18 protein-coding genes are annotated in these 20,610 nt (G+C 60.3%); 7 read left to right on the top strand and 11 right to left on the bottom strand.

Annotation, left to right across the window (positions count from 1 at the left end; genetic code table 11):
• Window position 1: 1 nt before the first annotated feature.
• Entirely contained in the window at window positions 2–340 is a 339-nt protein-coding gene (gene glnK, locus AAEZ06_RS15960) for a P-II family nitrogen regulator (protein ID WP_002555808.1), read from the bottom strand.
• A gap of 421 nt (window positions 341–761) precedes the next feature.
• Here glnK and AAEZ06_RS15955 point away from each other — a divergent pair, with 421 nt between their 5' ends.
• On the top strand, window positions 762–1,022 hold the full coding sequence (locus tag AAEZ06_RS15955; protein ID WP_133100792.1) for an accessory factor UbiK family protein: 261 nt from the start codon (window positions 762–764) through the stop codon (window positions 1,020–1,022).
• A gap of 211 nt (window positions 1,023–1,233) precedes the next feature.
• On the top strand, window positions 1,234–2,730 hold the full coding sequence (locus AAEZ06_RS15950; RefSeq protein ID WP_149412588.1) for a YifB family Mg chelatase-like AAA ATPase: 1,497 nt from the start codon (window positions 1,234–1,236) through the stop codon (window positions 2,728–2,730).
• A 22-nt stretch (window positions 2,731–2,752) separates the two neighbouring features.
• Here AAEZ06_RS15950 and AAEZ06_RS15945 read toward each other — a convergent pair whose 3' ends face one another.
• Window positions 2,753–4,729, bottom strand: coding sequence for a methyl-accepting chemotaxis protein (locus tag AAEZ06_RS15945; RefSeq protein WP_149412587.1), 1,977 nt, complete (start codon window positions 4,727–4,729; stop codon window positions 2,753–2,755).
• A gap of 190 nt (window positions 4,730–4,919) precedes the next feature.
• Window positions 4,920–5,840: a LysR substrate-binding domain-containing protein gene (locus AAEZ06_RS15940; RefSeq protein ID WP_350615159.1), complete on the bottom strand. Its 921-nt coding sequence runs from the start codon at window positions 5,838–5,840 to the stop codon at window positions 4,920–4,922.
• 151 nt (window positions 5,841–5,991) lie between these two features.
• Between AAEZ06_RS15940 and AAEZ06_RS15935 the strand changes: the two genes are divergently transcribed.
• Window positions 5,992–7,404: a NorM family multidrug efflux MATE transporter gene (locus AAEZ06_RS15935; RefSeq protein WP_149412598.1), complete on the top strand. Its 1,413-nt coding sequence runs from the start codon at window positions 5,992–5,994 to the stop codon at window positions 7,402–7,404.
• Here the strand turns inward: AAEZ06_RS15935 and AAEZ06_RS15930 are convergent.
• Window positions 7,401–9,074, bottom strand: a complete 1,674-nt coding sequence (locus AAEZ06_RS15930; RefSeq protein WP_350615158.1) for a putative bifunctional diguanylate cyclase/phosphodiesterase — start codon at window positions 9,072–9,074, stop codon at window positions 7,401–7,403. The two genes, AAEZ06_RS15935 and AAEZ06_RS15930, sit on opposite strands and share 4 nt — an antisense overlap.
• A 268-nt stretch (window positions 9,075–9,342) precedes the next feature.
• Here AAEZ06_RS15930 and rep point away from each other — a divergent pair, with 268 nt between their 5' ends.
• Window positions 9,343–11,352: a DNA helicase Rep gene (gene rep, locus AAEZ06_RS15925; RefSeq protein ID WP_350615157.1), complete on the top strand. Its 2,010-nt coding sequence runs from the start codon at window positions 9,343–9,345 to the stop codon at window positions 11,350–11,352.
• 57 nt (window positions 11,353–11,409) lie between these two features.
• Window positions 11,410–11,982 carry a xanthine phosphoribosyltransferase gene (locus tag AAEZ06_RS15920; RefSeq protein ID WP_149412583.1) on the top strand — a complete coding sequence of 191 codons (573 nt, stop codon included), beginning with the start codon at window positions 11,410–11,412 and terminating at the stop codon, window positions 11,980–11,982.
• 112 nt (window positions 11,983–12,094) lie between these two features.
• On the opposite strand, the gene AAEZ06_RS15915 is transcribed toward AAEZ06_RS15920, so the two are convergent.
• The 6 genes from AAEZ06_RS15915 to dadA all read right to left on the bottom strand — a co-directional run bounded on the left by AAEZ06_RS15915 (window position 12,095) and on the right by dadA (window position 18,193).
• Entirely contained in the window at window positions 12,095–14,017 is a 1,923-nt protein-coding gene (locus AAEZ06_RS15915) for an acetyl-CoA hydrolase/transferase C-terminal domain-containing protein (RefSeq protein ID WP_350615155.1), read from the bottom strand.
• Between the two features lie 138 nt (window positions 14,018–14,155).
• Window positions 14,156–14,566 (bottom strand): c-type cytochrome, encoded by a 411-nt coding sequence (locus AAEZ06_RS15910; RefSeq protein WP_306108722.1) that lies wholly within the window; start codon window positions 14,564–14,566, stop codon window positions 14,156–14,158.
• 181 nt (window positions 14,567–14,747) lie between these two features.
• A complete protein-coding gene (locus AAEZ06_RS15905; RefSeq protein ID WP_017135864.1) occupies window positions 14,748–15,296 on the bottom strand; it encodes a cupin domain-containing protein in 549 nt (182 codons plus the stop codon).
• A gap of 115 nt (window positions 15,297–15,411) precedes the next feature.
• Entirely contained in the window at window positions 15,412–16,485 is a 1,074-nt protein-coding gene (alr, locus tag AAEZ06_RS15900; protein WP_350615153.1) for an alanine racemase, read from the bottom strand.
• A gap of 78 nt (window positions 16,486–16,563) precedes the next feature.
• On the bottom strand, window positions 16,564–16,917 hold the full coding sequence (locus AAEZ06_RS15895; RefSeq protein WP_133100782.1) for a RidA family protein: 354 nt from the start codon (window positions 16,915–16,917) through the stop codon (window positions 16,564–16,566).
• Window positions 16,889–18,193, bottom strand: a complete 1,305-nt coding sequence (gene dadA, locus AAEZ06_RS15890; RefSeq protein WP_149412579.1) for a D-amino acid dehydrogenase — start codon at window positions 18,191–18,193, stop codon at window positions 16,889–16,891. The genes AAEZ06_RS15895 and dadA overlap by 29 nt, the downstream gene beginning before the upstream one ends.
• A 156-nt stretch (window positions 18,194–18,349) precedes the next feature.
• Here dadA and AAEZ06_RS15885 point away from each other — a divergent pair, with 156 nt between their 5' ends.
• Window positions 18,350–18,838, top strand: a complete 489-nt coding sequence (locus tag AAEZ06_RS15885; protein WP_003206849.1) for an Lrp/AsnC ligand binding domain-containing protein — start codon at window positions 18,350–18,352, stop codon at window positions 18,836–18,838.
• Window positions 18,839–18,846: 8 nt separating this feature from the next.
• On the opposite strand, the gene AAEZ06_RS15880 is transcribed toward AAEZ06_RS15885, so the two are convergent.
• Window positions 18,847–19,200, bottom strand: coding sequence for a YkgJ family cysteine cluster protein (locus AAEZ06_RS15880; RefSeq protein ID WP_149412596.1), 354 nt, complete (start codon window positions 19,198–19,200; stop codon window positions 18,847–18,849).
• A 115-nt stretch (window positions 19,201–19,315) separates the two neighbouring features.
• On the opposite strand from AAEZ06_RS15880, the gene AAEZ06_RS15875 reads away from it, so the two are divergent.
• A complete protein-coding gene (locus AAEZ06_RS15875) occupies window positions 19,316–20,608 on the top strand; it encodes an NAD(P)/FAD-dependent oxidoreductase (protein ID WP_350615150.1) in 1,293 nt (430 codons plus the stop codon).
• Window positions 20,609–20,610: the final 2 nt, after the last annotated feature.

Here is a 20,610-nt window from a genome sequence, read left to right as displayed (position 1 = left end):
CTTAGATTGCGTCGGTATCGGTTTCGCCGGTACGGATGCGAATAGCCTGTTCCAGATTGACCACGAAGATTTTGCCGTCACCGATCTTGCCGGTGTTGGCGGCCTTGGTTATCGCCTCGATAACCCGATCAAGATCCTTGTCGTCAATGGCGACATCAATCTTCACCTTCGGTAGGAAATCGACCACGTATTCCGCGCCGCGATACAGCTCCGTGTGACCCTTCTGCCGACCGAAGCCTTTGACCTCAGTAACGGTAATGCCCTGCACGCCGATCTCGGACAACGACTCGCGTACATCGTCCAACTTGAACGGCTTGATGATGGCAGTGACTAGCTTCATGAAAACTCTCTCCCGAATTGGTGGACTTGCCCCAGGAAAACAAACCCGTCTCAAGTCTAAGCGCAGTGCCTGGCTTTGTAACGCTTCGTCGCCCTGACAAGTGCCATTGCGACGCGAGCTAACCACTGGTGACGAAACCTGTACCCCGCTCCGTCGGCGCACTGCATTCGTCACAGCGACTGCATCAGTGCATGGGTCATGATGGTCTAAGCAGAAACCTTGCCAGCTCCGTAAAAATCACTGAAATCAATCCTTTGCTCACTCGTGCCCACTTGCGGGGGCCTACGGCGGCGTGGATACGCACGAAAACAGTGCGCAGCTGCCCGACCCCACGCACGAAAAGCGTGCGCCGCGCCGCGAGGAAAAGACTGTAGACGCTGCGTGATACACTGCCTGCCAACAGTTTTCCGGAATGTTTCCCATGCTCGCTCCCAAAGACCTCCTCGACGCCCTGAGCGGCCACGCCTCCCGCCTGTTCAGCGGCGAAACCCCGCTGCCTCGCAACGAAATCGAAAGCCAATTCAAGGCTTTGTTGCAGAGTGGCTTCAGCAAGCTGGACCTGGTCAGCCGGGAAGAGTTTGATAGCCAGATGGTCGTATTGGCCCGCACTCGGGCACGGCTGGAAAGCCTTGAAGCCAAGGTTGCAGAGCTGGAAGCGCGGTTGAATCCACCCACCGAATAACGCCTGCCCTTGTAGGAGCGAGCTTGCTCGCGAAGAGCCCGAGAGCGCCGCGTTCATTCAGAATGCCCGCGTTATCGTTGACTATTTTCGCGAGCAAGCTCGCTCCTACAGTTTGGTCACGCTCTGTAAAACCTCCCCGCCTCACTCTTCCCCACCTCGTCTACTCTTGGAAAACCCGCAGGAAGCGGCCATCCCATTTCAAGGAACGAGCATGTCCCTCGCCATCGTCCACAGCCGCGCCCAGATTGGCGTCGAAGCCCCCGCCGTCACCGTCGAGGTGCATATGGCCAATGGTTTGCCGTCGCTTACGCTAGTGGGTTTGCCGGAAACGGCGGTCAAGGAAAGCAAGGACCGAGTGCGCAGCGCCATTCTCAACTCTGCCCTGCAATATCCCGCCCGCCGTATCACCCTCAACCTCGCGCCCGCCGACCTGCCCAAGGACGGCGGACGTTTTGATTTGGCGATTGCCCTGGGGATTCTCGCCGCCAGCGTGCAGGTGCCAGCGCTGATGCTCGATGACGTGGAGTGCCTCGGCGAACTGGCGCTGTCCGGCGAAGTACGCGCGGTAAAGGGTGTGTTGCCAGCGGCGCTCGCAGCACGCAAGGCCGGGCGCACCTTGATAGTGCCTCGGGCCAATGCCGAAGAGGCGTGCCTTGCCTCCGGCTTGAAGGTGATTGCGGTAGATCACCTGCTGCAAGTGGTGGCGCACCTGAATGGGCATGTGCCGATTGATCCCTTCGCTTCCAGTGGCCTGATGTACCTGAACAAGCCCTACCCCGACCTGAGTGAAGTCCAGGGCCAGTTGGCGGCCAAACGAGCGTTATTGATTGCCGCGGCAGGCGCCCATAATCTGCTGTTCAGCGGGCCGCCAGGCACCGGCAAAACCTTGCTCGCCAGTCGCCTGCCAGGATTGCTGCCTCCCTTGAGCGAGCAGGAAGCGCTGGAGGTGGCGGCGATTCAGTCAGTGGTCAGCCTGGCACCGCTGAGCCATTGGCCGCACCGACCATTTCGCCAGCCCCACCATTCGGCTTCAGGGCCAGCACTGGTAGGCGGCGGCTCAAAACCGCAGCCTGGAGAAATCACTCTCGCCCATCACGGCGTGCTGTTTCTCGACGAGTTGCCGGAGTTTGATCGCAAGGTGCTGGAGGTACTGCGCGAGCCACTGGAGTCGGGCCATATCGTCATCTCCCGCGCCCGCGACCGGGTGAGTTTCCCGGCGCGCTTTCAGCTAGTGGCCGCGATGAACCCATGCCCATGTGGCTATCTGGGTGAGCCAAGCGGGCGCTGTCGTTGTTCGCCGGAAAAAATCCAGCGCTATCGCAACAAACTCTCCGGGCCGTTGCTGGACCGCATTGACCTGCACGTGACCGTTGCGCGGGAAAGCACCGCGCTGAACCCGGCCACACAAGCCGGAGACGACACGGCCAGCGCTTCGGTACGTGTCGCCGAGGCCCGCGACCGCCAGCAGCAGCGCCAGGGTTGTGCCAACGCCTTTCTCGACTTGCCGGGGCTACGAGAGCATTGCGCGCTGGCGAAAGTCGATGAAGGCTGGCTGGAGACCGCCTGCGAGCGGCTGACTTTGTCGCTGCGGGCGGCGCATCGATTGTTGAAGGTCGCCCGCACCTTGGCGGATCTGGAGCAGATGGAAGCGATCGGCCGCCACCATTTGGCAGAAGCGTTGCAGTATCGGCCAGCAGCGATCAGCTAATCCCTCGCCACAGTTTTGATGCTCACCTGAATCGGTCAACCTCATGGCGCAAACCCGCCGCCAACGTCTCCAGTTCCTTGGCGGTAATCGCCAGGTTCGACACCACTTCCCGCTGCTCACTGTTGGCCAGGGCGATGCTTTGCAAGTTACTGCTGAGCAATGTGGCAGTGCTGCTCTGTTCCTGGGTTGCGGTAGTGATCGCGGCAAATTGCTGGCCGGCCGAGCGGCTTTGTTCGTCGATCCGCGCCAGAGCCAAAGCCACATCGGCATTGCGTGACAGGCCTTCCTGCATCAACACGTTGCCTTGCTCCATGGTGCTGATGGCGTTGCCGGTTTCCTGCTGGATACTCTGGATCATCCCGGAAATCTCGTCGGTGGCCTGACGGGTGCGCGACGCCAGGTTGCGCACTTCATCGGCCACCACCGCAAAGCCACGACCCTGCTCGCCGGCCCGGGCTGCTTCGATGGCGGCGTTGAGGGCCAGCAGGTTGGTCTGTTCGGCAATCGAGGTGATCACCCCAACAATTCCGCCGATTTCCTGGGAGCGCTGCCCCAAGGTGTTGATCACCGTCGCCGTGCTGTTCAGTGCGGTGGCGATATGTTCCAGGGACGACGACGCCTCTTGCATCGAGGTACGGCCGATCCGTGTTTGCTGGGCGTTTTCCTGGGCCAGGCGTTCGGTACTGCCCATATTGTCGGCGATGTTCAGCGACGTGGCGCTGAATTCTTCCACTGCGCCGGCCATGCTGGTGATCTCGCCGGACTGCTGCTCCATGCCTTCATAGGCACCACCGGACAGACCGGACAGCGCCTGAGCGCGGCTGTTGACCTCTTCGGCAGCCTTGCGGATATGGGACACCATGTTCGACAGCGCTTCGCCCATCTGATTGAAGCTGCGGGCCAACTGACCGATTTCGTCGTGGCTGGAGACATTCAAGCGCGCACTCAAATCCCCGGCACCCAAGGCTTCGGCCTGGCGCACCAGGTCCCCAAGCGGCGCCAATTTGCTGCGCAGCAGCCAGACCGTCGCGCCCACCGCCAGCAACATCGCCAGCACGCTGCCGATCACCAGGCGAATGCCCACCGACCAGGTCACTGCGCGAATTTCGGCTTTCGGCATGCTCGCCACCACCGACCACGGGCCACCGTCGAACGGCACCGAAACGCTGTAGAAGTCTTCGTTCTTGTCGCTCCAGAAATGGCCCTTACCCGGTTTCTTGGCCAGATCGAGCATCACCGGAACCGCTTGATCCAATGCTTGCACGCCGGCCGGCGGCACCAACCAACGCTGCTGTTCGTCCAGCAACGCCAGGGAGCCGGTCTGGCCAATACGGAAACGCTTGAGGTTGTCGAATTGGGTGTTCTGCGCATCGGTGTAGTCGAAACCGATAAACAATACGGCGATGACCTTACCGGCCGTATCACGCACTGGACTGTATTGAGTCATGTAGGAGCGTTCGAACAACACCGCTCGGCCGATGTAACTCTGCCCGGCCAGCAGGCGCGAATAGGCCGGGCCCTGGCGATCCAGCACCGTACCGATGGCGCGATTGCCATCCTGCTTGGTCAGGGAAGTACTGACCCGGATGAAGTCATCGCCGCTGCGCACAAACACCGTGGCCACGCCGCCGGACATCTGCTTGAACTCGTCGACTTCGTCGAAGTTGTTGTTGAGCATCTCAGTACCGAGGTACAGGCTCGGCGTCTGCACGCCGGCCACTGTCACCAGCTGGTCTGCACGCACACTCAAGCCGGCGCCGAAGCGTTTTTCGAACAGCCCGCTCAAACGCTGGGTGCTCTCGCGCAAGGTGCCGTGGAAGGTATTGAGCTGGTCAGCGAGCAACCGCGCCTCGCTGGCCAGGTGTTCTTCCCGGGTATCGAGGTTGGCGGAGTCCAGGGAACGCAGGGCAAAGACAGTACTGCCGCTGATGACGACAGCCAATATCACCGCTAAGGCAAACCCCAGCTGGGAGGCAATCCGGGCGCGTGGTTGAGACATGACAGCTCCTGGCCGAGGCCCGGATCATCCTGATCTCATAGCGCAGCTCGGCAAATTTTCTAATAGGGGGGGCACGCTGAGCCGCTAAAAAATGACGGCTCCGTCACACCTACTTCGGCGGGGCTGATCAATACTTGAGTGATTCACAGAGGCGCCACTCAAACGCATTGCTTTGGGACACTACACCGAGTCAGTCGAGCCGTTCGACCTGAGGCAACTCCATCGCCCTGACCTCGCCCTGAAGGAAGTCCGAGAGCCTGCGCAAGCGCTCACCACCGGGACGGGTTTTCGGCCAAACCAGGTAGTAATTTTCCCCACTGGCCACAGCGGTCGGCCACGGCAGGCTCAACCGGCCTTGGGCCACGTCTTCGGCCACCATCAGCAAATCGCCCATCGACACCCCATAACCTCGGGCCGCGGCGATCATGCCCAGTTCCAGGGTATCGAACACTTGCCCACCCTTGAGCGATACCTGGGACGACAGCCCCATACGCGCCAACCAGTTGCGCCAATCCCGACGGTCTGGCGTCGGGTGCAGCAGTTCGGCAGTGGCCAGGCGCGCAGCGTCCCAGGGCCCGTCGCTGAGCAGGTTGGGCGCACCCACCGGGATCAGCAGTTCGGGAAACAGGTAACAGGCCTCCCAGTCTGGTGGAAAGTGGCCATTGCTCAGCAGTACAGCGCAGTCGAAGGGCTCCTGATTGAAGTCCACTTCATCGATGCTCATCCAGGCGCTGGTCAATTGCACTTCATTGCCTGGCTGCAAATGCCGGAAACGACTGAGCCGCGCCAGCAACCAGCGCATGGTCAGGGTGGACGGTGCCTTCATGCGCAGGATGTCATCTTCGGCGTTCAGGGTATGACAGGCGCGCTCCAGGGCGGCAAAGCCCTCGCGCACACCGGGCAGCAGCAATCGCGCCGCTTCGGTGAGCTGCAAGGTGCGACCGCTACGCTGGAACAGGCGGCAGGCGAAATGCTCTTCCAGGGTGCGAATGTGCCTGCTAACCGCACTTTGGGTAATGGACAACTCCTCTGCCGCACGGGTGAAGGAGTTGTATCGCGACGCGGCTTCAAATGCCCGCAAGGCATAAAGCGGAGGAAGACGACGAGACATAGGGACAGCTCCGACAGCGCAATCTCGAAACCCTACCAGAATCGCTCAGGCATGAGTTTTAATCATGCAAACCATCGCATTTATCCCTTTGTGCAAAGTGCTGAGAGCGCCGAGAATCAACCCTCCCCCCTACTCCGACTTTTTGAGCGTGATGATCATGCAGCATCCGGCACGTACCGAACTCTGGGCCATTCTGCGGCTGGCAGGGCCGTTGATTGCCTCACAGTTGGCGCACATGCTGATGGTGCTGACTGACACCCTGATGATGGCTCGACTGAGCCCCGAAGCCCTGGCTGGCGGTGGCTTGGGCGCGGCGAGCTATTCGTTTGTATCGATCTTCTGCATCGGCGTGATCGCCGCCGTCGGCACGCTGGTCGCCATCCGCCAGGGCGCGGGCGACATTGAAGGCGCCACCCGGCTGACCCAGGCCGGGCTCTGGCTGGCGTGGCTGATGGCGCTGGTGGCCGGCTTGCTGCTGTGGAACCTCAAGCCGGTGCTGCTGATGTTCGGCCAGACGCAAACCAACGTGCACTCGGCCGGGCAGTTCCTGATGATTCTGCCGTTCGCCCTGCCCGGCTACCTGACCTTCATGGCCCTGCGCGGCTTTACCAGTGCCATCGGCAAGGCGACGCCAGTCATGGTGATCAGCCTGGGCGGTACGGTGATCAACTATCTGCTCAACCATGCCTTGATCGAAGGCATGTTCGGCCTGCCTAAGCTGGGCCTGGTGGGCATTGGCCTGGTGACCGCCGTAGTCGCCAACTGCATGGCCCTGGCACTGATTTGGTACATCAAAATCAACCGAGCCTACGATGCTTATCCGCTGTGGGAGGGCCTGTTGCGTCCCAACCTTCAGTACCTGCGAGAACTGTGGCGCCTGGGCCTGCCAATTGGTGGCACCTATGCGGTGGAAGTCGGCTTGTTTGCATTCGCAGCGCTGTGCATGGGCACCATGGGCAGCACGCAATTGGCGGCGCACCAGATCGCCCTGCAAATCGTCTCGGTGGCGTTCATGGTCCCGGCGGGGTTGTCCTACGCGATCACCATGCGCATCGGCCAGCACTATGGCGCCGGGCAATTGCTGGATGCACGTCTGGCCGGGAGGGTCGGGATTGTCTTCGGAGCGGTGGCGATGCTCGGGTTTGCGGTGATGTTCTGGCTGCTGTCGAACCAGTTGATCGGCCTGTTCCTCGACCACAATGACCCGGCGTTTCGCGATGTCATCAGCCTGGCGGTCAGCCTGTTGGCTGTCGCTGCCTGGTTTGAGCTGTTCGATGGCGTACAGACCATCGCCATGGGCTGTATTCGCGGGCTCAAGGACGCCAAGACCACGTTCCTGGTGGGGCTGGGTTGCTACTGGCTTATCGGCGCACCAGCCGCCTGGTTGATGGCCTTCACGCTCGGCTGGGGGCCGACCGGCGTCTGGTGGGGCTTGGCTCTCGGCCTGGCGTGCGCAGCGGTAAGCCTGACGTGGGCGTTTGAAGCGAAGATGAAGCGGATGATTCGCCGGGAAGGAGCGGTGCATGAAGCTCACAATGAATTTCAGGCAGCGCAGCCGGACTAGATCACGTCTCCCAACAATGCCTGCTGACTGCTGCCAAACGTCAGATATTCCACCAACTGCGCCAGCGGCAACGGCTTGCTGATCAGATAGCCCTGGGCTTGATCACAGCCAAACAACCTCAACAACGCCAACTGCTCGGGCGTTTCCACACCTTCAGCGACCACTTCCAGGTTGAGGTTGTGGGCCAGGTTGATCATGGCGTGGACCAGCTTGCGGTTTTCTTCGCGCTCTTCCATGCCGCCTACAAAGCTCTTGTCGATTTTCAGCAAGGTAATCGGCAGGCTGTTGAGGTGCACGAACGATGAGAACCCGGTGCCAAAGTCATCCAGGGAAAAACGCACCCCCAGGCGGCCGAGAGCGTCCATGGTCTGCTTGACCAGATCGCTGCGACGCATCACGGCGGTTTCCGTCAGTTCGAATTCCAGCCACTGCGCGTCCACCCCCCGCTCGGCAATCAGCCGGCTAAGGGTCGACAACAATTGGCTGTCCTGGAACTGACGGAACGACAGGTTGACCGCCATGTGCAGCGGCGCAATCCCGCGTTCGCGCAGATCCTGCATGTCACGCAAGGCCCGGGAAATCACCCAGTAACCCAGCGGCACAATCAAGCCACTCTGCTCGGCCAGGGGCACGAACTCACTGGGCGGCAACAGGCCGCGCTCGCCATGGCGCCAGCGCACCAAGGCCTCCAGGCCGACGATATGCCCGTCGTCCAGGTCCAACCGTGGCTGGTAATGCAACTCCAGCTCATCACGGCGCAGCGCCCGGCGCAGTTCGCTTTCCAGGTCGGCGAGGCTGCGGGCGTTGCGGTTGATGCGCTCGTTGAAAATATGGAAGGTGCAGCCCTGGGTGCTTTTGGCTTGTTGCATGGCGATATGGGCATGCCACATCAGCGGGTCGGCGCCAGCCTTAGCGCGAGCGTGGGCTACCCCCAGGCTGCAACCGATCAGCAGGCTTTCGCCATCCACCCAATAGGGTTCGGCCATGGCTTCGGTGATGCGCTCGGCCATCCACTCGGCGCGTTGGGGCGCCCGGCGAGTGTCGATCAGCAGGGCGAATTCGTCACTGCCCAGGCGCGCCAGTTGATCCCCGGCCTCCAGCTGGCTCTTGAGCCGCGAGACCACTTGCAGAATCAGGCGGTCGCCGGCCTGGTGGCCGAGGGCGTCGTTGGCGTGACGAAAGTTGTCCAGGTCCAGGTGCCCGAGGGCCAGGCCACGTCCTTCGTTTTCAGCCAGGCGTGCGGTCAGCAGGGTCTGGAAGCCCTGGCGATTGGCGATGCCGGTCAGCGGGTCCTGTTCGGCCAGGCGCTGCAAGGTGTTTTCCAGCAAGCCGCGCTCGCGGACATGGCGCAGGCACCGGCGCAATGTATCGATATCCAATGCCGTGCGGACCAACCAGTCGCTGACGCCCAACGGCGCTACCAGCGGCTCCTGTTCCAACAACAACACGCAGGGCAGGCTGCAACGGCCGGGCCCGGGTTGAAGGCTGGGAGTGGTCAACAACACCGCCGTGCGGTCGTCATCGAACAGACTGCTCACAGACTCCCAATTTGGCGCGCTGATCAGCACAGCCCCATCGCCCATCGGCGCCAGGCACTCGCGCAACAACGCTGCCCACGCTGGCTCATCGGCCAGTAGCAGCAAACGCAAGGGTTCGACAGGCGTAGACAAGCTAGCTCCCTAGACTCTGCAAAATTTCGTTGGCGGCGGGCATTATGACGTGCCGCCTGATAATGACCAATGATATTGGTTATCAAATACAGTGCAGTGCGGCTCTAGATCAAACAATAGACTCTAATACCCCGCACATCCTGCGGCAAAGTAACAAAACCGGCAAATTTAGATCGAGTGGTACGTCACACTGTCGTTCAGAGGCAGCAGAATCTCGCCAGCCTGTTAAAATACCTGCCCTTTTGATCAATGACTCCCTGAACTCTGTATGTCCCGACTCAATCCCCGGCAGCAAGAAGCCGTGAACTACGTCGGCGGCCCTCTATTGGTGCTCGCCGGCGCGGGCTCCGGCAAGACCAGCGTGATCACCCGCAAGATCGCGCACCTGATCCAGAACTGCGGCATCCGCGCCCAGTACATCGTCGCCATGACCTTTACCAACAAGGCGGCGCGAGAAATGAAAGAGCGTGTCGGCACCCTGCTCAAGGGTGGCGAAGGCCGCGGCCTCACTGTGTGTACCTTCCACAACCTGGGGCTGAACATCATCCGCAAGGAGCATCTGCGGCTGGGCTACAAGCCGGGCTTCTCGATCTTCGACGAGACCGACGTCAAAGCCCTGATGACCGACATCATGCAGAAGGAATACGCGGGCGACGACGGCGTCGACGAGATCAAGAACATGATCGGCTCGTGGAAAAACGACCTGATCCTGCCGCCCGAAGCCCTTGAAAACGCACGCAACCCCAAGGAACAGACCGCTGCCATCGTCTACACCCACTACCAGCGCACGCTCAAGGCGTTCAACGCAGTGGACTTCGACGACCTGATCCTGATGCCGGTGAAACTGTTCCAGGAACACGCTGACATTCTCGAAAAATGGCAGAACAAAGTCCGTTACCTGCTGGTGGATGAATATCAGGACACCAACGCCAGCCAGTACCTGCTGGTGAAGCTGCTGATCGGCATCCGCAACCAATTCACCGTGGTGGGCGACGATGACCAGTCGATCTACGCCTGGCGCGGCGCACGCCCGGAAAACCTGATGCTGCTCAAGGACGACTATCCGTCCCTTAAAGTGGTGATGCTGGAGCAGAACTACCGTTCCACCAGCCGCATCCTGCGCTGCGCCAACGTGCTGATCTCCAACAACCCCCACGAGTTTGAAAAACAACTGTGGAGCGAGATGGGCCACGGCGACGAAATCCGCGTGATCCGCTGCCGCAACGAAGACGCCGAAGCCGAGCGCGTGGCCGTTGAATTGCTGACCTTGCACCTGCGCACCGACCGGCCGTACAGCGACTTTGCCATCCTGTATCGCGGCAACTACCAGGCCAAGCTGATCGAGCTGAAGCTGCAGCACCACCAGATCCCTTATCGCCTGTCCGGCGGCAACAGCTTTTTCGGACGCCAGGAAGTCAAAGACCTGATGGCCTACTTCCGGCTGATCGTAAACCCGGATGACGACAACGCCTTCCTGCGGGTGATCAACGTCCCACGCCGGGAAATCGGCGCGACCACCCTGGAAAAGCTCGGCAACTACGCCACCGAACGCAAGATATCGATGTACGCCGCCACCGACGAAATCGGTCTGGGCGAGCATCTGGACACCCGTTTCACCGATCGCCTGTCGCGCTTCAAGCGCTTTATGGACAAGGTCCGTGAGCAGTGTTCCGGCGAAGACCCGATCAGCGCCCTGCGCAGCATGGTCATGGACATCGACTATGAGAACTGGCTGCGCACCAACAGCTCCAGCGACAAGGCCGCGGACTACCGTATGGGCAACGTCTGGTTTTTGATTGAAGCGCTGAAAAACACCCTGGAAAAAGACGAAGACGGCGAAATGACCGTCGAGGACGCCATCGGCAAGCTGGTCCTGCGAGACATGCTCGAACGTCAGCAGGAAGAGGAAGACGGCGCCGAAGGCGTGCAGATGATGACCTTGCATGCGTCCAAGGGACTGGAATTCCCCTACGTGTTCATCATGGGCATGGAAGAGGAGATCCTCCCCCACCGCTCCAGCATCGAAGCCGACACTATCGAAGAAGAACGGCGCCTGGCCTACGTGGGTATTACCCGCGCCCGTCAGACCCTAGCCTTTACCTTTGCCGCCAAGCGCAAGCAGTACGGCGAAATTATCGATTGCGCCCCTAGCCGCTTCCTTGATGAGCTGCCTCCGGACGATCTGGCCTGGGAAGGCAACGACGACACACCGACCGAAGTCAAAGCCGTTCGCGGCAACACCGCTCTGGCGGATATACGCGCAATGTTAAAGCGCTAGAATTGACTACTTTTTAATCTACTTTCGGCGTACAAGACGCCAGTTGAGGAAGCTTTCGTGGAAGCACTGCACAAGAAAATTCGCGAAGAAGGCATCGTGCTTTCCGATCACGTACTCAAGGTCGACGCCTTTTTGAACCACCAGATCGACCCGGCCCTGATGAAGCTGATCGGCGACGAATTCGCCGCACGGTTCAAGGATTCGGGCATCACCAAGATCGTCACCATCGAAGCGTCGGGCATTGCCCCAGCGATCATGACAGGCCTGAACCTGGGCGTGCCGGTGATCTTCGCCCGCAAGCAGCAGTCCCTGACGCTCACCGAAAACCTGCTGTCGGCGACGGTGTACTCCTTCACCAAGAAGGTGGAAAGCACCGTGGCGATCTCGCCGCGCCACCTGACCAGCAGCGACCGCGTGCTGATCATCGATGACTTCCTGGCCAACGGTAAGGCGTCCCAAGCGCTGATCTCAATCATCAAACAGGCCGGCGCGACCGTGGCCGGCTTGGGGATCGTGATCGAGAAGTCGTTCCAGGGTGGCCGTGCGGAACTGGATGCGCAGGGTTACCGGGTTGAATCGCTGGCTCGGGTGCAGTCGTTGGCGGGTGGCGTCGTAACCTTCATCGAATAATCGACGCCCCCACATACTGTAGGAGCGAGCTTGCTCGCGAAAAACGTCCAGACAACGCGCTCATCCAGAATGCCAGCGTTATCGTTAACGTTCTTCGCGAGCAAGCTCGCTCCTACAGTGACGTCGCCTGAAGCCCTGCCAACAGCAGTCGCTGATACAAGTCCTCTTTCAACCCCTCCGGCTTGGCCAACCCCATCCGCTCCAGATGCAGGGGGAACGCCTTCGGCTCCGGTGCATCCAGCGCCGCCTTGCCCAGCTCCAGAATCTCCGTCAGTTTGAATTTGCTCTTGAGCCAGTTCAACGCCCGCAGCAAATCCCGCTCCTCATCAGTGAAATCACTGCCCAGCGGATATTCCGGAAATAACCGCGCATGCCGGGCCTGGACTGCCTGCAAACGCTCTGGCGTATTGTCGGCAAAGCGCGGGGCCAGTTGGAAATCCTTGGACAACTTGCCCGCTTTTTGCGCCCGTTCGATCAGGTCGACCTGGAACCGCGAGTCGGTGATATTCAGCAGCGCCTCAATCACCTTGGCGTCAGTCTGCCCGCGCAAGTCGGCGATGCCATATTCGGTGATGACAATGTCCCGCAAGTGCCGGGGAATAGTGCAATGGCCATATTCCCAGACGATGTTGGAGCTGACCTCACCTGCCGATTCACGCCAGCTACGCAGGATCAGGATCGAGCGCGCGCCCTCCAGCGCATGGCCTTGAGCGACAAAGTTGTATTGCCCGCCCACACCGCTGAGCACACGGCCATCTTCCAATTGGTCTGCCACACCCGCGCCCATCAGGGTCACGGTAAATGCGCTGTTGATAAACCGCGCATCCAGGCGCTGCAAACGCTTGAGTTGTTCCTGCCCGTACAGCTCGTTGATGTAGCTAATGCGGGTCATGTTGAATTCCAGGCGCTTGCTCTGGGGCAAGTCCCGCAACCGCTCATAAAAACTGCGCGGCCCCAAGAAGAAGCCGCCGTGCACCGAAATACCATCTGGCTGCGCCGCCTCATCCAGGGTGCCGGCATTGGCCTGCTCCTGAGTCGCAACGTCCGGATAGACCTTGCGCCGGACGATGCCCGCATCGGCCAGTACCAGCAAGCCATTGACAAACATTTCGCTGCAACCGTAGAGGCCCCGAGCAAACGGCTCGACCCCACCTTCGCGACTGATCAGCGGCGCCCATTGGTATACGTCCAGGTCGGTGAGCAACAGCCGATAGGACTCGTTATCCGCCTGGCGCGCCAACAGTGCGGCGGTCAGCGCATCGCCCATGGAGCCGATGCCGATCTGCAAGGTGCCGCCGTCACGCACCAGGGTGCTGGCGTGCAGGCCGATAAAGTGATCCTGGAACCCCACCGGCATGTTCGGGGTGGAAAACAGCGTGGTGCTGTCCTTCTCGTCGATCAGGAGATCGAACTGATCCATGCCCAGCTCTGCATCGCCGGGCATGTAGGGCAAGTCGTTGTGGACCTGGCCGACCACCAGGATGGTTTCCCCGGCCGCGCGCCGCTTGGCGATCATCGGCAGCAGGTCGAGGGTGATGTCGGGGTTGCAGCTCAGGCTCAAGCGGTCCGGGTGTTCGCTGCTGCTGGCCACCAGTTGCGCCACCAGGTTCAAGCCAGCGGCGTTGATGTCGCGGGCGGCATGGCTGTAGTTGCTGCTGACATAGTCCTGCTGGGCCGAAGCGCTGTGGAGCAGGCTGCCGGGCTGCAGGAAGAACTGTTGCACATGGATGTTGGCCGGCAGGCTGTCCTTGTGCAGGTCGGCGAGGAAGTCCAGCTCGGGATAATCACCGAAGACTCGCTCGATAAAGGGTTCGAGGAAGCGCTTTTGCAAACCGTCACCCAAGGTCGGGCGGCCCAGGCTCAGGGCGGTGTAGATCGTCAGTGCGCGATCGGGCAGCTTGGCGATGCGACGGTACAGCGCATTGGCAAACAGATTGGGTTTGCCCAGGCCCAAGGGCATACCCATGTGAATATGCGCCGGCAACCGCGCCAGTACGTCATCCACCGCTTGCTCGATTGAACACAACTGCACCATCGGACTTCTCCCGAACATTCCATGAATTGGGGTTGGGCCGAGCTTGCCGGGTCTTTGCCGTAAAGAACAGCCTCGAAAGGCAAATCGCGCTCACAAAAAAGCCGCTCGCAAGCGGCTTTTTTGACGAAGATCGGTTTTTTACAAACCGGACATCTCCTTGATTGCACCCTTGAGGTCGTCATCCGAGCAATCGGAGCATGTCCCTTTAGGTGGCATTGCGTTGATGCCGGTGATGGCTTTGGCCAGGATGCCATCAAGGCCGCCCTGATGGTCGGCGCGCTCTTTCCAGGCAGCTTTATCACCGACTTTCGGCGCGCCCAACAGGCCGGTGCCGTGGCAAGCATTACAATGCTTGGCAACGATATCCGCCGGCGTTTTTGCTCCGCCGCCGCCCGCAGCCACAGCAACTTCCATCCCCTTGCATTCTTCGCCCTGAACACAGACCTTCCCGACGGGTTCAAGACGCTTGGCAATATCATCATTGGTCGCAGCTTGAGCGCTGACAGCCCAAAGAGCCAGTACGGCTGCTGGTGCGGCCAGCATTTTCATAATTAGGTTCACGCGTTCACCCTCATGGTGGCTATTCACGCCTGCGGCCACGGTTTCGCAGGCGGCGAAAGTATAACGGTTAGCCCGCCTCACTGAAACAACCCTATTGTCGAAGGGGAGATTCATCACGACGGAATACTGCTTCGGGTATCGCTGCAATACAGGCAGGATGCCTCTTTTCTTAAAAGTTCGCGGGTGTGGCTGCGCTGATTAGTCGCGCCGGCACATCGAACGGATTACGAAAACGGTGTGGCTTGGTGCTTTCAAAGTAGTAGCTGTCGCCGGCTTCGAGCACAAAAGTTTCAAGACCGACCACCAGTTCCAGGCGTCCTTCTACCAGGATTCCGGTTTCCTCGCCCTCGTGGGTGAGCATTTCCTCGCCGGTGTCGGCGCCTGGCGGGTAAATCTCGTTGAGAAACGCAATGGCCCGGCTTGGATGCGCTCGGCCCACCAGTTTCATTGTCACCGCGCCATCGGAGATGTCGATCAGCTCATTGGCTTTATAGACGATCTGGGTCGGTTTTTCCTGGAGGATCTCCTCGGAAAAGAACTCGACCATGGACATGGGAATGCCGCCCAGCACCTTTCGCAAGGAGCTGATGGAAGGGCTGACACTGTTTTTCTCGATCATCGAAATAGTGCTGTTGGTGACGCCCGCGCGCTTGGCAAGCTCTCGCTGGGAAAGACCTTTCAGCTTACGGATGGATTGCAGTCGTTCGCCGACGTCCAATGCTGGAGCCTCCTAGATTCAGGCGTTATTGTAATTGAGCGTTATCATGGCGACAGCGTTCAGTATTTACAACACTTGGGCCTAAATCCTGGCGCCCTCAGTTCGTCGCCGACGGCTAAACGCCGCAATAGAGCCGTGGCACTCGACGCAGGTTGCAAAAAATCTGATACGGGATGGTGTCAGCAGCAGCAGCAACCTCACTGGCGAGAATGTTTTTGCCCCATAACTCGACGGTGGAACCCAGACCGGCTTCAGCGACATCGGTCAGGTCGACACACAGCATGTCCATCGACACGCGACCGAGCAATTGGCTGCGCTGGCCAGCGACCAGCACGGGTGTGCCGGTCGGAGCGTGGCGTGGATAACCGTCTGCATAGCCCATGGCAACCACGCCGATGCGCATCGGCTTCTGAGTCACGAACCTGGCACCATAGCCCACCGGTTCTCCGGCCGGCAGTTCGCGTACACAAATGACTTTCGATTCCAGAGTCATGACTGGCTGCAAACGCGCATCGATCGCCTGGTCTTCACCAAATGGCGTGGCGCCATACAGCATGAGGCCTGGGCGAACCCAATCGCTGGAAACGTTCGGCCAGCCCATCAGCGATGGCGAGTTGCGCAGGCTGACCTGGGCCGACAAGCCTTGGCTAGCCGCCGTGAATACAGCGACCTGCTCTTCGCTGCTCGTGCTGTCCAGCTCGTCTGCACGGGCGAAATGGCTCATCAACACGATCTTCGCCACTTTGCCGCTGGCCAACAGACGCTGGTAAGCGTCGTGATAGTCCTTGGGATGCAGGCCAACCCGGTGCATGCCCGAGTCCAGCTTCAGCCAGACCGTGAGCGGTTTGCTCAAGGTCGCTTGCTCAATCGCCTCCAACTGCCACAACGAATGCACTACGCACCAGAAATCATGCTCGATGATCAGCGGCAGTTCATCGGCTTCGAAAAAACCTTCCAGCAGCAACACCGGCGCACGAATGCCGGCGGCCCGCAGCTCCAGCGCTTCCTCGATGCAGGCGACGGCAAAGCCATCGGCTTGCCCCTCCAACGCCTGGGCACAGCGCACGGCGCCATGCCCGTAGGCATCAGCCTTGATCACGGCGAGGGCCTTGGCCCCACTGATTTCGCGAGCCAGTTGGTAGTTGTGGCGCAGGGCTTGAAGGTCGATCAGGGCACGGGCAGGACGCATGGCGGCAGGCTTCTAGGCGGCTTGGGGAAGAAAATCGGCACCAACTGACAGCGTCGGCACCGGGAAAGGGATCAAGGTTTAAGGCAAAGCGGCCACGACCGACAGCTCAACCAGAATTTCCGGTTCGCAGAGCTTCGACTCAACCGTCGCACGGGCCGGGGCAACACCTTTTGGCAGCCACTTGTCCCACACCGCGTTCATGCCGGCGAAATCGGCGTCAATGTCTTTCAGGTAGATCGTCACCGACAGCAGCTTGCTTTTGTCGGTACCGGCCAGATCCAGCAAACGCTCGATGTTGGCGAGGGTTTCACGGGTCTGCTGTTCAATCCCGGCACTCATGTTGTCGCCGACTTGCCCTGCCAGGTACACCGTACCGCTGTGGACAACGATCTGGCTCATGCGCTCATTGGTGAGCTGGCGCTGGATTGACATGTTTTGCGGACTCCTGGTGGTGGTTGCCGTAACGGGAAATATCGAGGCCTTCGGCACTGATTTGCGGTGTTTTCTTCGCCATCAAATCGGCCAGCAGACGACCAGAGCCACAGGCCATGGTCCAGCCGAGGGTGCCGTGGCCAGTATTCAGGAACAGGTTTTTGAACGGCGTGCCGCCAACAATCGGCGTGCCGTCCGGGGTGGTCGGACGAAGGCCGGTCCAGAATGTGGCTTCGGTCAAATCACCGCCCTGAGGATAAAGGTCGTTGACGATCATCTCCAGGGTTTCACGCCGACGCGGGTTCAGCGACAGGTCAAAACCGGCGATTTCAGCCATGCCGCCGACGCGGATGCGGTTGTCGAAACGGGTGATCGCCACCTTGTAGGTTTCGTCGAGAATGGTCGAGGTCGGGGACATTGCCGGGTTGGTGATCGGCACGGTCAGGGAGTAACCCTTGAGCGGATACACCGGCGCCTTGATCCCCAGCGGCTTGAGCAACTGCGGCGAGTAACTGCCCAGGGCCAGGACGTAGCGGTCGGCGGTTTCCAGCTTGCCGTCGATCCAGACGCCGTTGATGCGATCACCAGCCTGGTCCAGGCGCTGAATATCTTGTTCAAAGCGGAACTCGACGCCCAGCTGGATGGCCATTTCCGCCAGGCGGGTGGTGAACATCTGGCAGTCACCGGTCTGGTCATTGGGCAAGCGCAGGGCGCCGGCCAGGATATCGGTGACGCCGGCCAGGGCGGGCTCGACGCGAGCGATACCGGCACGGTCCAGCAGCTCGAAAGGCACGCCAGACTCCTTCAAGACGGCGATATCCTTGGCGGCGCCATCGAGCTGGGCCTGGGTGCGGAACAATTGCGTGGTACCCAGGCGGCGACCTTCGTAGGCAATGCCGGTTTCGGTGCGCAATTCGTCGAGGCAATCGCGGCTGTACTCAGACAGGCGGACCATGCGCTCCTTGTTCACCGCATAACGGTTGGCGGTACAGTTACGCAGCATCTGCGCCATCCACAGGTATTGATCGATATCGGCGGTGGCCTTGATCGCCAGCGGCGCGTGGCGTTGCAGCAGCCACTTGATGGCCTTGAGCGGCACACCCGGCGCGGCCCACGGCGAGGCGTAGCCAGGTGAGACCTGCCCGGCGTTGGCGAAACTGGTCTCCATGGCAACAGCCGGCTGACGGTCGACCACAACCACCTCGAAACCGGCCCGCGCCAAATAGTAGGCACTGGCCACACCAATGACACCGCTACCCAAGACCAGAACACGCATTTTTATATCCTCATCGCGGCTTGACCGCTGACGTTTATTGTTCAGCACAAAGATGTTTGCAGTATAAAAAGCATTCGCCAGTGCATTTCACTATATAACTGCCTATATTTGGCGAGAATTCTCGGCAAAAACCCTTTTCACGGAGGCGCATCCCCTATGCGTACCAACACCCAGACCAAACGGGAGCTGGACAAGATCGATCGCAACATCCTGCGCATCCTGCAAGCTGACGGGCGAATTTCCTTCACCGAGTTGGGAGAAAAGGTCGGACTGTCGACCACGCCCTGCACCGAGCGGGTTCGGCGCCTGGAGCGTGAAGGGATCATCATGGGCTACAACGCCCGGCTTAATCCCCAGCACTTGAAGGGTAGCCTGCTGGTGTTTGTCGAGATCAGCCTCGACTACAAATCAGGCGATACCTTCGAAGAATTCCGACGAGCCGTGCTGAAACTGCCTCATGTGTTGGAGTGCCACCTGGTGTCGGGGGATTTCGACTACCTGGTAAAGGCGCGGATTTCCGAGATGGCCTCGTACCGCAAACTGCTGGGCGACATCCTGCTCAAACTGCCCCATGTGCGGGAGTCCAAGAGCTATATCGTGATGGAAGAGGTGAAGGAGAGTTTGAATTTACCCATCCCGGATTGAAGAGCGGACTAAACCAGCACTTGCCGCGTCGTCGCCATGTACTCATGAATCTGCTTCTCCACCCGTGGATGGATCATCTCCACCGGGCCGCGGCCATTGGGGCATGGCAGGGTCGGCGTAGTACCGAACAGTCGGCAGATCAGCGGCCGCTCGCCGTAGACGGTGCAGCCATTGGGGCCCAGGTGCACGCAGTTCAGTTCGTCCATCGCGGCATCCTGTTCGGCAGCCGTCTTACGGGGCAGACGGGACATTTCCTCGGTTGAGGTGGTCACCGGCCCACAGCAGTCGTGGCAACCCGGGACGCACTCAAACGAGGGGATTTGCTGACGCAGCGTGCGAATTTTCTGACTGTTGCAACTCATCGAAACAGGTACCGAACGGCGAATAGGCATGGATTCTGCCTTAAAAACCCTCGGTGAGACAGCTTCGTCCGACCGCTGTATCCTGCGTCACATTTTCCAAACACGGATGCCTCCCATGACAGCCAGTGCCCGGCACACCGCTTCCTACTATGCAGCCAGCAGCTTGCCGCAACCCGATCATCCGGTGCTTGTAGGAGAAGTGGTGGCCGATGTGTGCGTGGTTGGTGGCGGTTTTTCCGGGCTCAACACCGCCCTGGAGTTGGCCGAACGAGGCTTGAGCGTGGTGCTGCTGGAAGCGCACAAGATCGGCTGGGGCGCCAGCGGTCGAAATGGCGGGCAGTTGATTCGCGGCGTTGGTCACGGCCTGGATCAGTTTTCCAATGTCATCGGCACCGACGGCGTGCGGCAGATGAAGCTGATGGGCCTGGAAGCCGTGGAGATCGTGCGCCAGCGGGTCGAGCGTTTCCAGATCGACTGCGACCTGACCTGGGGCTACTGCGACCTGGCCAACAAACCCCGCGACCTGGAAGGCCTGAGCGCCGATGCCGACGAACTGCGCAGCCTGGGCTATCGCCATGAACTGCGTCTGCTGCAAGCCGGGGAGATGCGCAGCGTGGTGGGTTCCGACCGGTATGTCGGCGGGATGATCGACATGGGCTCCGGGCATCTGCATCCGCTTAACCTGGCCCTCGGCGAAGCTGCTGTCGCCCAGCGACTGGGGGTGAAGCTGTTCGAACAATCGCAAGTGGTGCGTATCGACTATGGCCCGGAAGTCAAAGTCCACACCGCCCAAGGCTGCGTGCGGGCCAAGACCCTGGTGCTGGGCTGCAATGCCTATCTGAACGACCTCAATGCGCAACTGAGCGGCAAGGTGCTGCCCGCCGGCAGTTACATCATCGCCACCGAACCCTTGAGCGAAGCGCAAGCCGCTGACCTGCTGCCGCAGAACATGGCGGTGTGTGACCAGCGGGTAACCGTGGATTACTTCCGGCTGTCGGCGGACCGGCGCCTACTGTTCGGCGGTGCCTGTCACTATTCCGGCCGCGATCCCCAGGACATCGGTGCCTATATGCGGCCGAAGATGCTGCAAGTGTTCCCGCAACTGGCTGGCGTAAAAATCGATTACCAATGGGGCGGCATGATCGGCATCGGCGCCAACCGTTTGCCGCAGATCAGTCGGCTGGCTGATCAGCCTAACGTGTATTACGCCCAGGCCTACGCCGGCCATGGGCTCAACGCCACCCACCTGGCGGGCAAGCTGTTGGCCGAAGCCATCAGCGGCCAGCAAAGTGGTGGCTTTGATCTGTTTGCCAAGGTGCCGCACATGACCTTCCCCGGCGGCAAGCATTTGCGCTCGCCGCTGTTGGCGCTGGGAATGCTCTGGCACCGGCTCAAAGAGTTGGTGTAACC

Origin of the sequence: Pseudomonas sp. HY7a-MNA-CIBAN-0227 (assembly GCF_040310325.1) — a bacterium.
Taxonomy (GTDB): domain Bacteria; phylum Pseudomonadota; class Gammaproteobacteria; order Pseudomonadales; family Pseudomonadaceae; genus Aquipseudomonas.
The sequence above is the reverse complement of the archived record's forward strand: the minus strand, read 5'-3'. Positions and strand labels throughout refer to the sequence as shown.

Excerpts from the sequence above, each read along its gene's own strand:
- AAEZ06_RS15945 (WP_149412587.1), bottom strand. The coding sequence starts at position 4,729 with ATGTCTCAACCACGCGCCCGGATTGCCTCCCAGCTGGGGTTTGCCTTA.
- rep (WP_350615157.1), top strand. The coding sequence starts at position 9,343 with ATGTCCCGACTCAATCCCCGGCAGCAAGAAGCCGTGAACTACGTCGGC.
- AAEZ06_RS15885 (WP_003206849.1), top strand. The coding sequence starts at position 18,350 with ATGCGTACCAACACCCAGACCAAACGGGAGCTGGACAAGATCGATCGC.
- AAEZ06_RS15955 (WP_133100792.1), top strand. The coding sequence starts at position 762 with ATGCTCGCTCCCAAAGACCTCCTCGACGCCCTGAGCGGCCACGCCTCC.
- dadA (WP_149412579.1), bottom strand. The coding sequence starts at position 18,193 with ATGCGTGTTCTGGTCTTGGGTAGCGGTGTCATTGGTGTGGCCAGTGCC.
- AAEZ06_RS15935 (WP_149412598.1), top strand. The coding sequence starts at position 5,992 with ATGATCATGCAGCATCCGGCACGTACCGAACTCTGGGCCATTCTGCGG.
- glnK (WP_002555808.1), bottom strand. The coding sequence starts at position 340 with ATGAAGCTAGTCACTGCCATCATCAAGCCGTTCAAGTTGGACGATGTA.
- AAEZ06_RS15895 (WP_133100782.1), bottom strand. The coding sequence starts at position 16,917 with ATGTCAATCCAGCGCCAGCTCACCAATGAGCGCATGAGCCAGATCGTT.
- AAEZ06_RS15950 (WP_149412588.1), top strand. The coding sequence starts at position 1,234 with ATGTCCCTCGCCATCGTCCACAGCCGCGCCCAGATTGGCGTCGAAGCC.
- AAEZ06_RS15940 (WP_350615159.1), bottom strand. The coding sequence starts at position 5,840 with ATGTCTCGTCGTCTTCCTCCGCTTTATGCCTTGCGGGCATTTGAAGCC.
- alr (WP_350615153.1), bottom strand. The coding sequence starts at position 16,485 with ATGCGTCCTGCCCGTGCCCTGATCGACCTTCAAGCCCTGCGCCACAAC.
- AAEZ06_RS15910 (WP_306108722.1), bottom strand. The coding sequence starts at position 14,566 with ATGAAAATGCTGGCCGCACCAGCAGCCGTACTGGCTCTTTGGGCTGTC.
- AAEZ06_RS15880 (WP_149412596.1), bottom strand. The coding sequence starts at position 19,200 with ATGAGTTGCAACAGTCAGAAAATTCGCACGCTGCGTCAGCAAATCCCC.
- AAEZ06_RS15875 (WP_350615150.1), top strand. The coding sequence starts at position 19,316 with ATGACAGCCAGTGCCCGGCACACCGCTTCCTACTATGCAGCCAGCAGC.
- AAEZ06_RS15915 (WP_350615155.1), bottom strand. The coding sequence starts at position 14,017 with ATGGTGCAGTTGTGTTCAATCGAGCAAGCGGTGGATGACGTACTGGCG.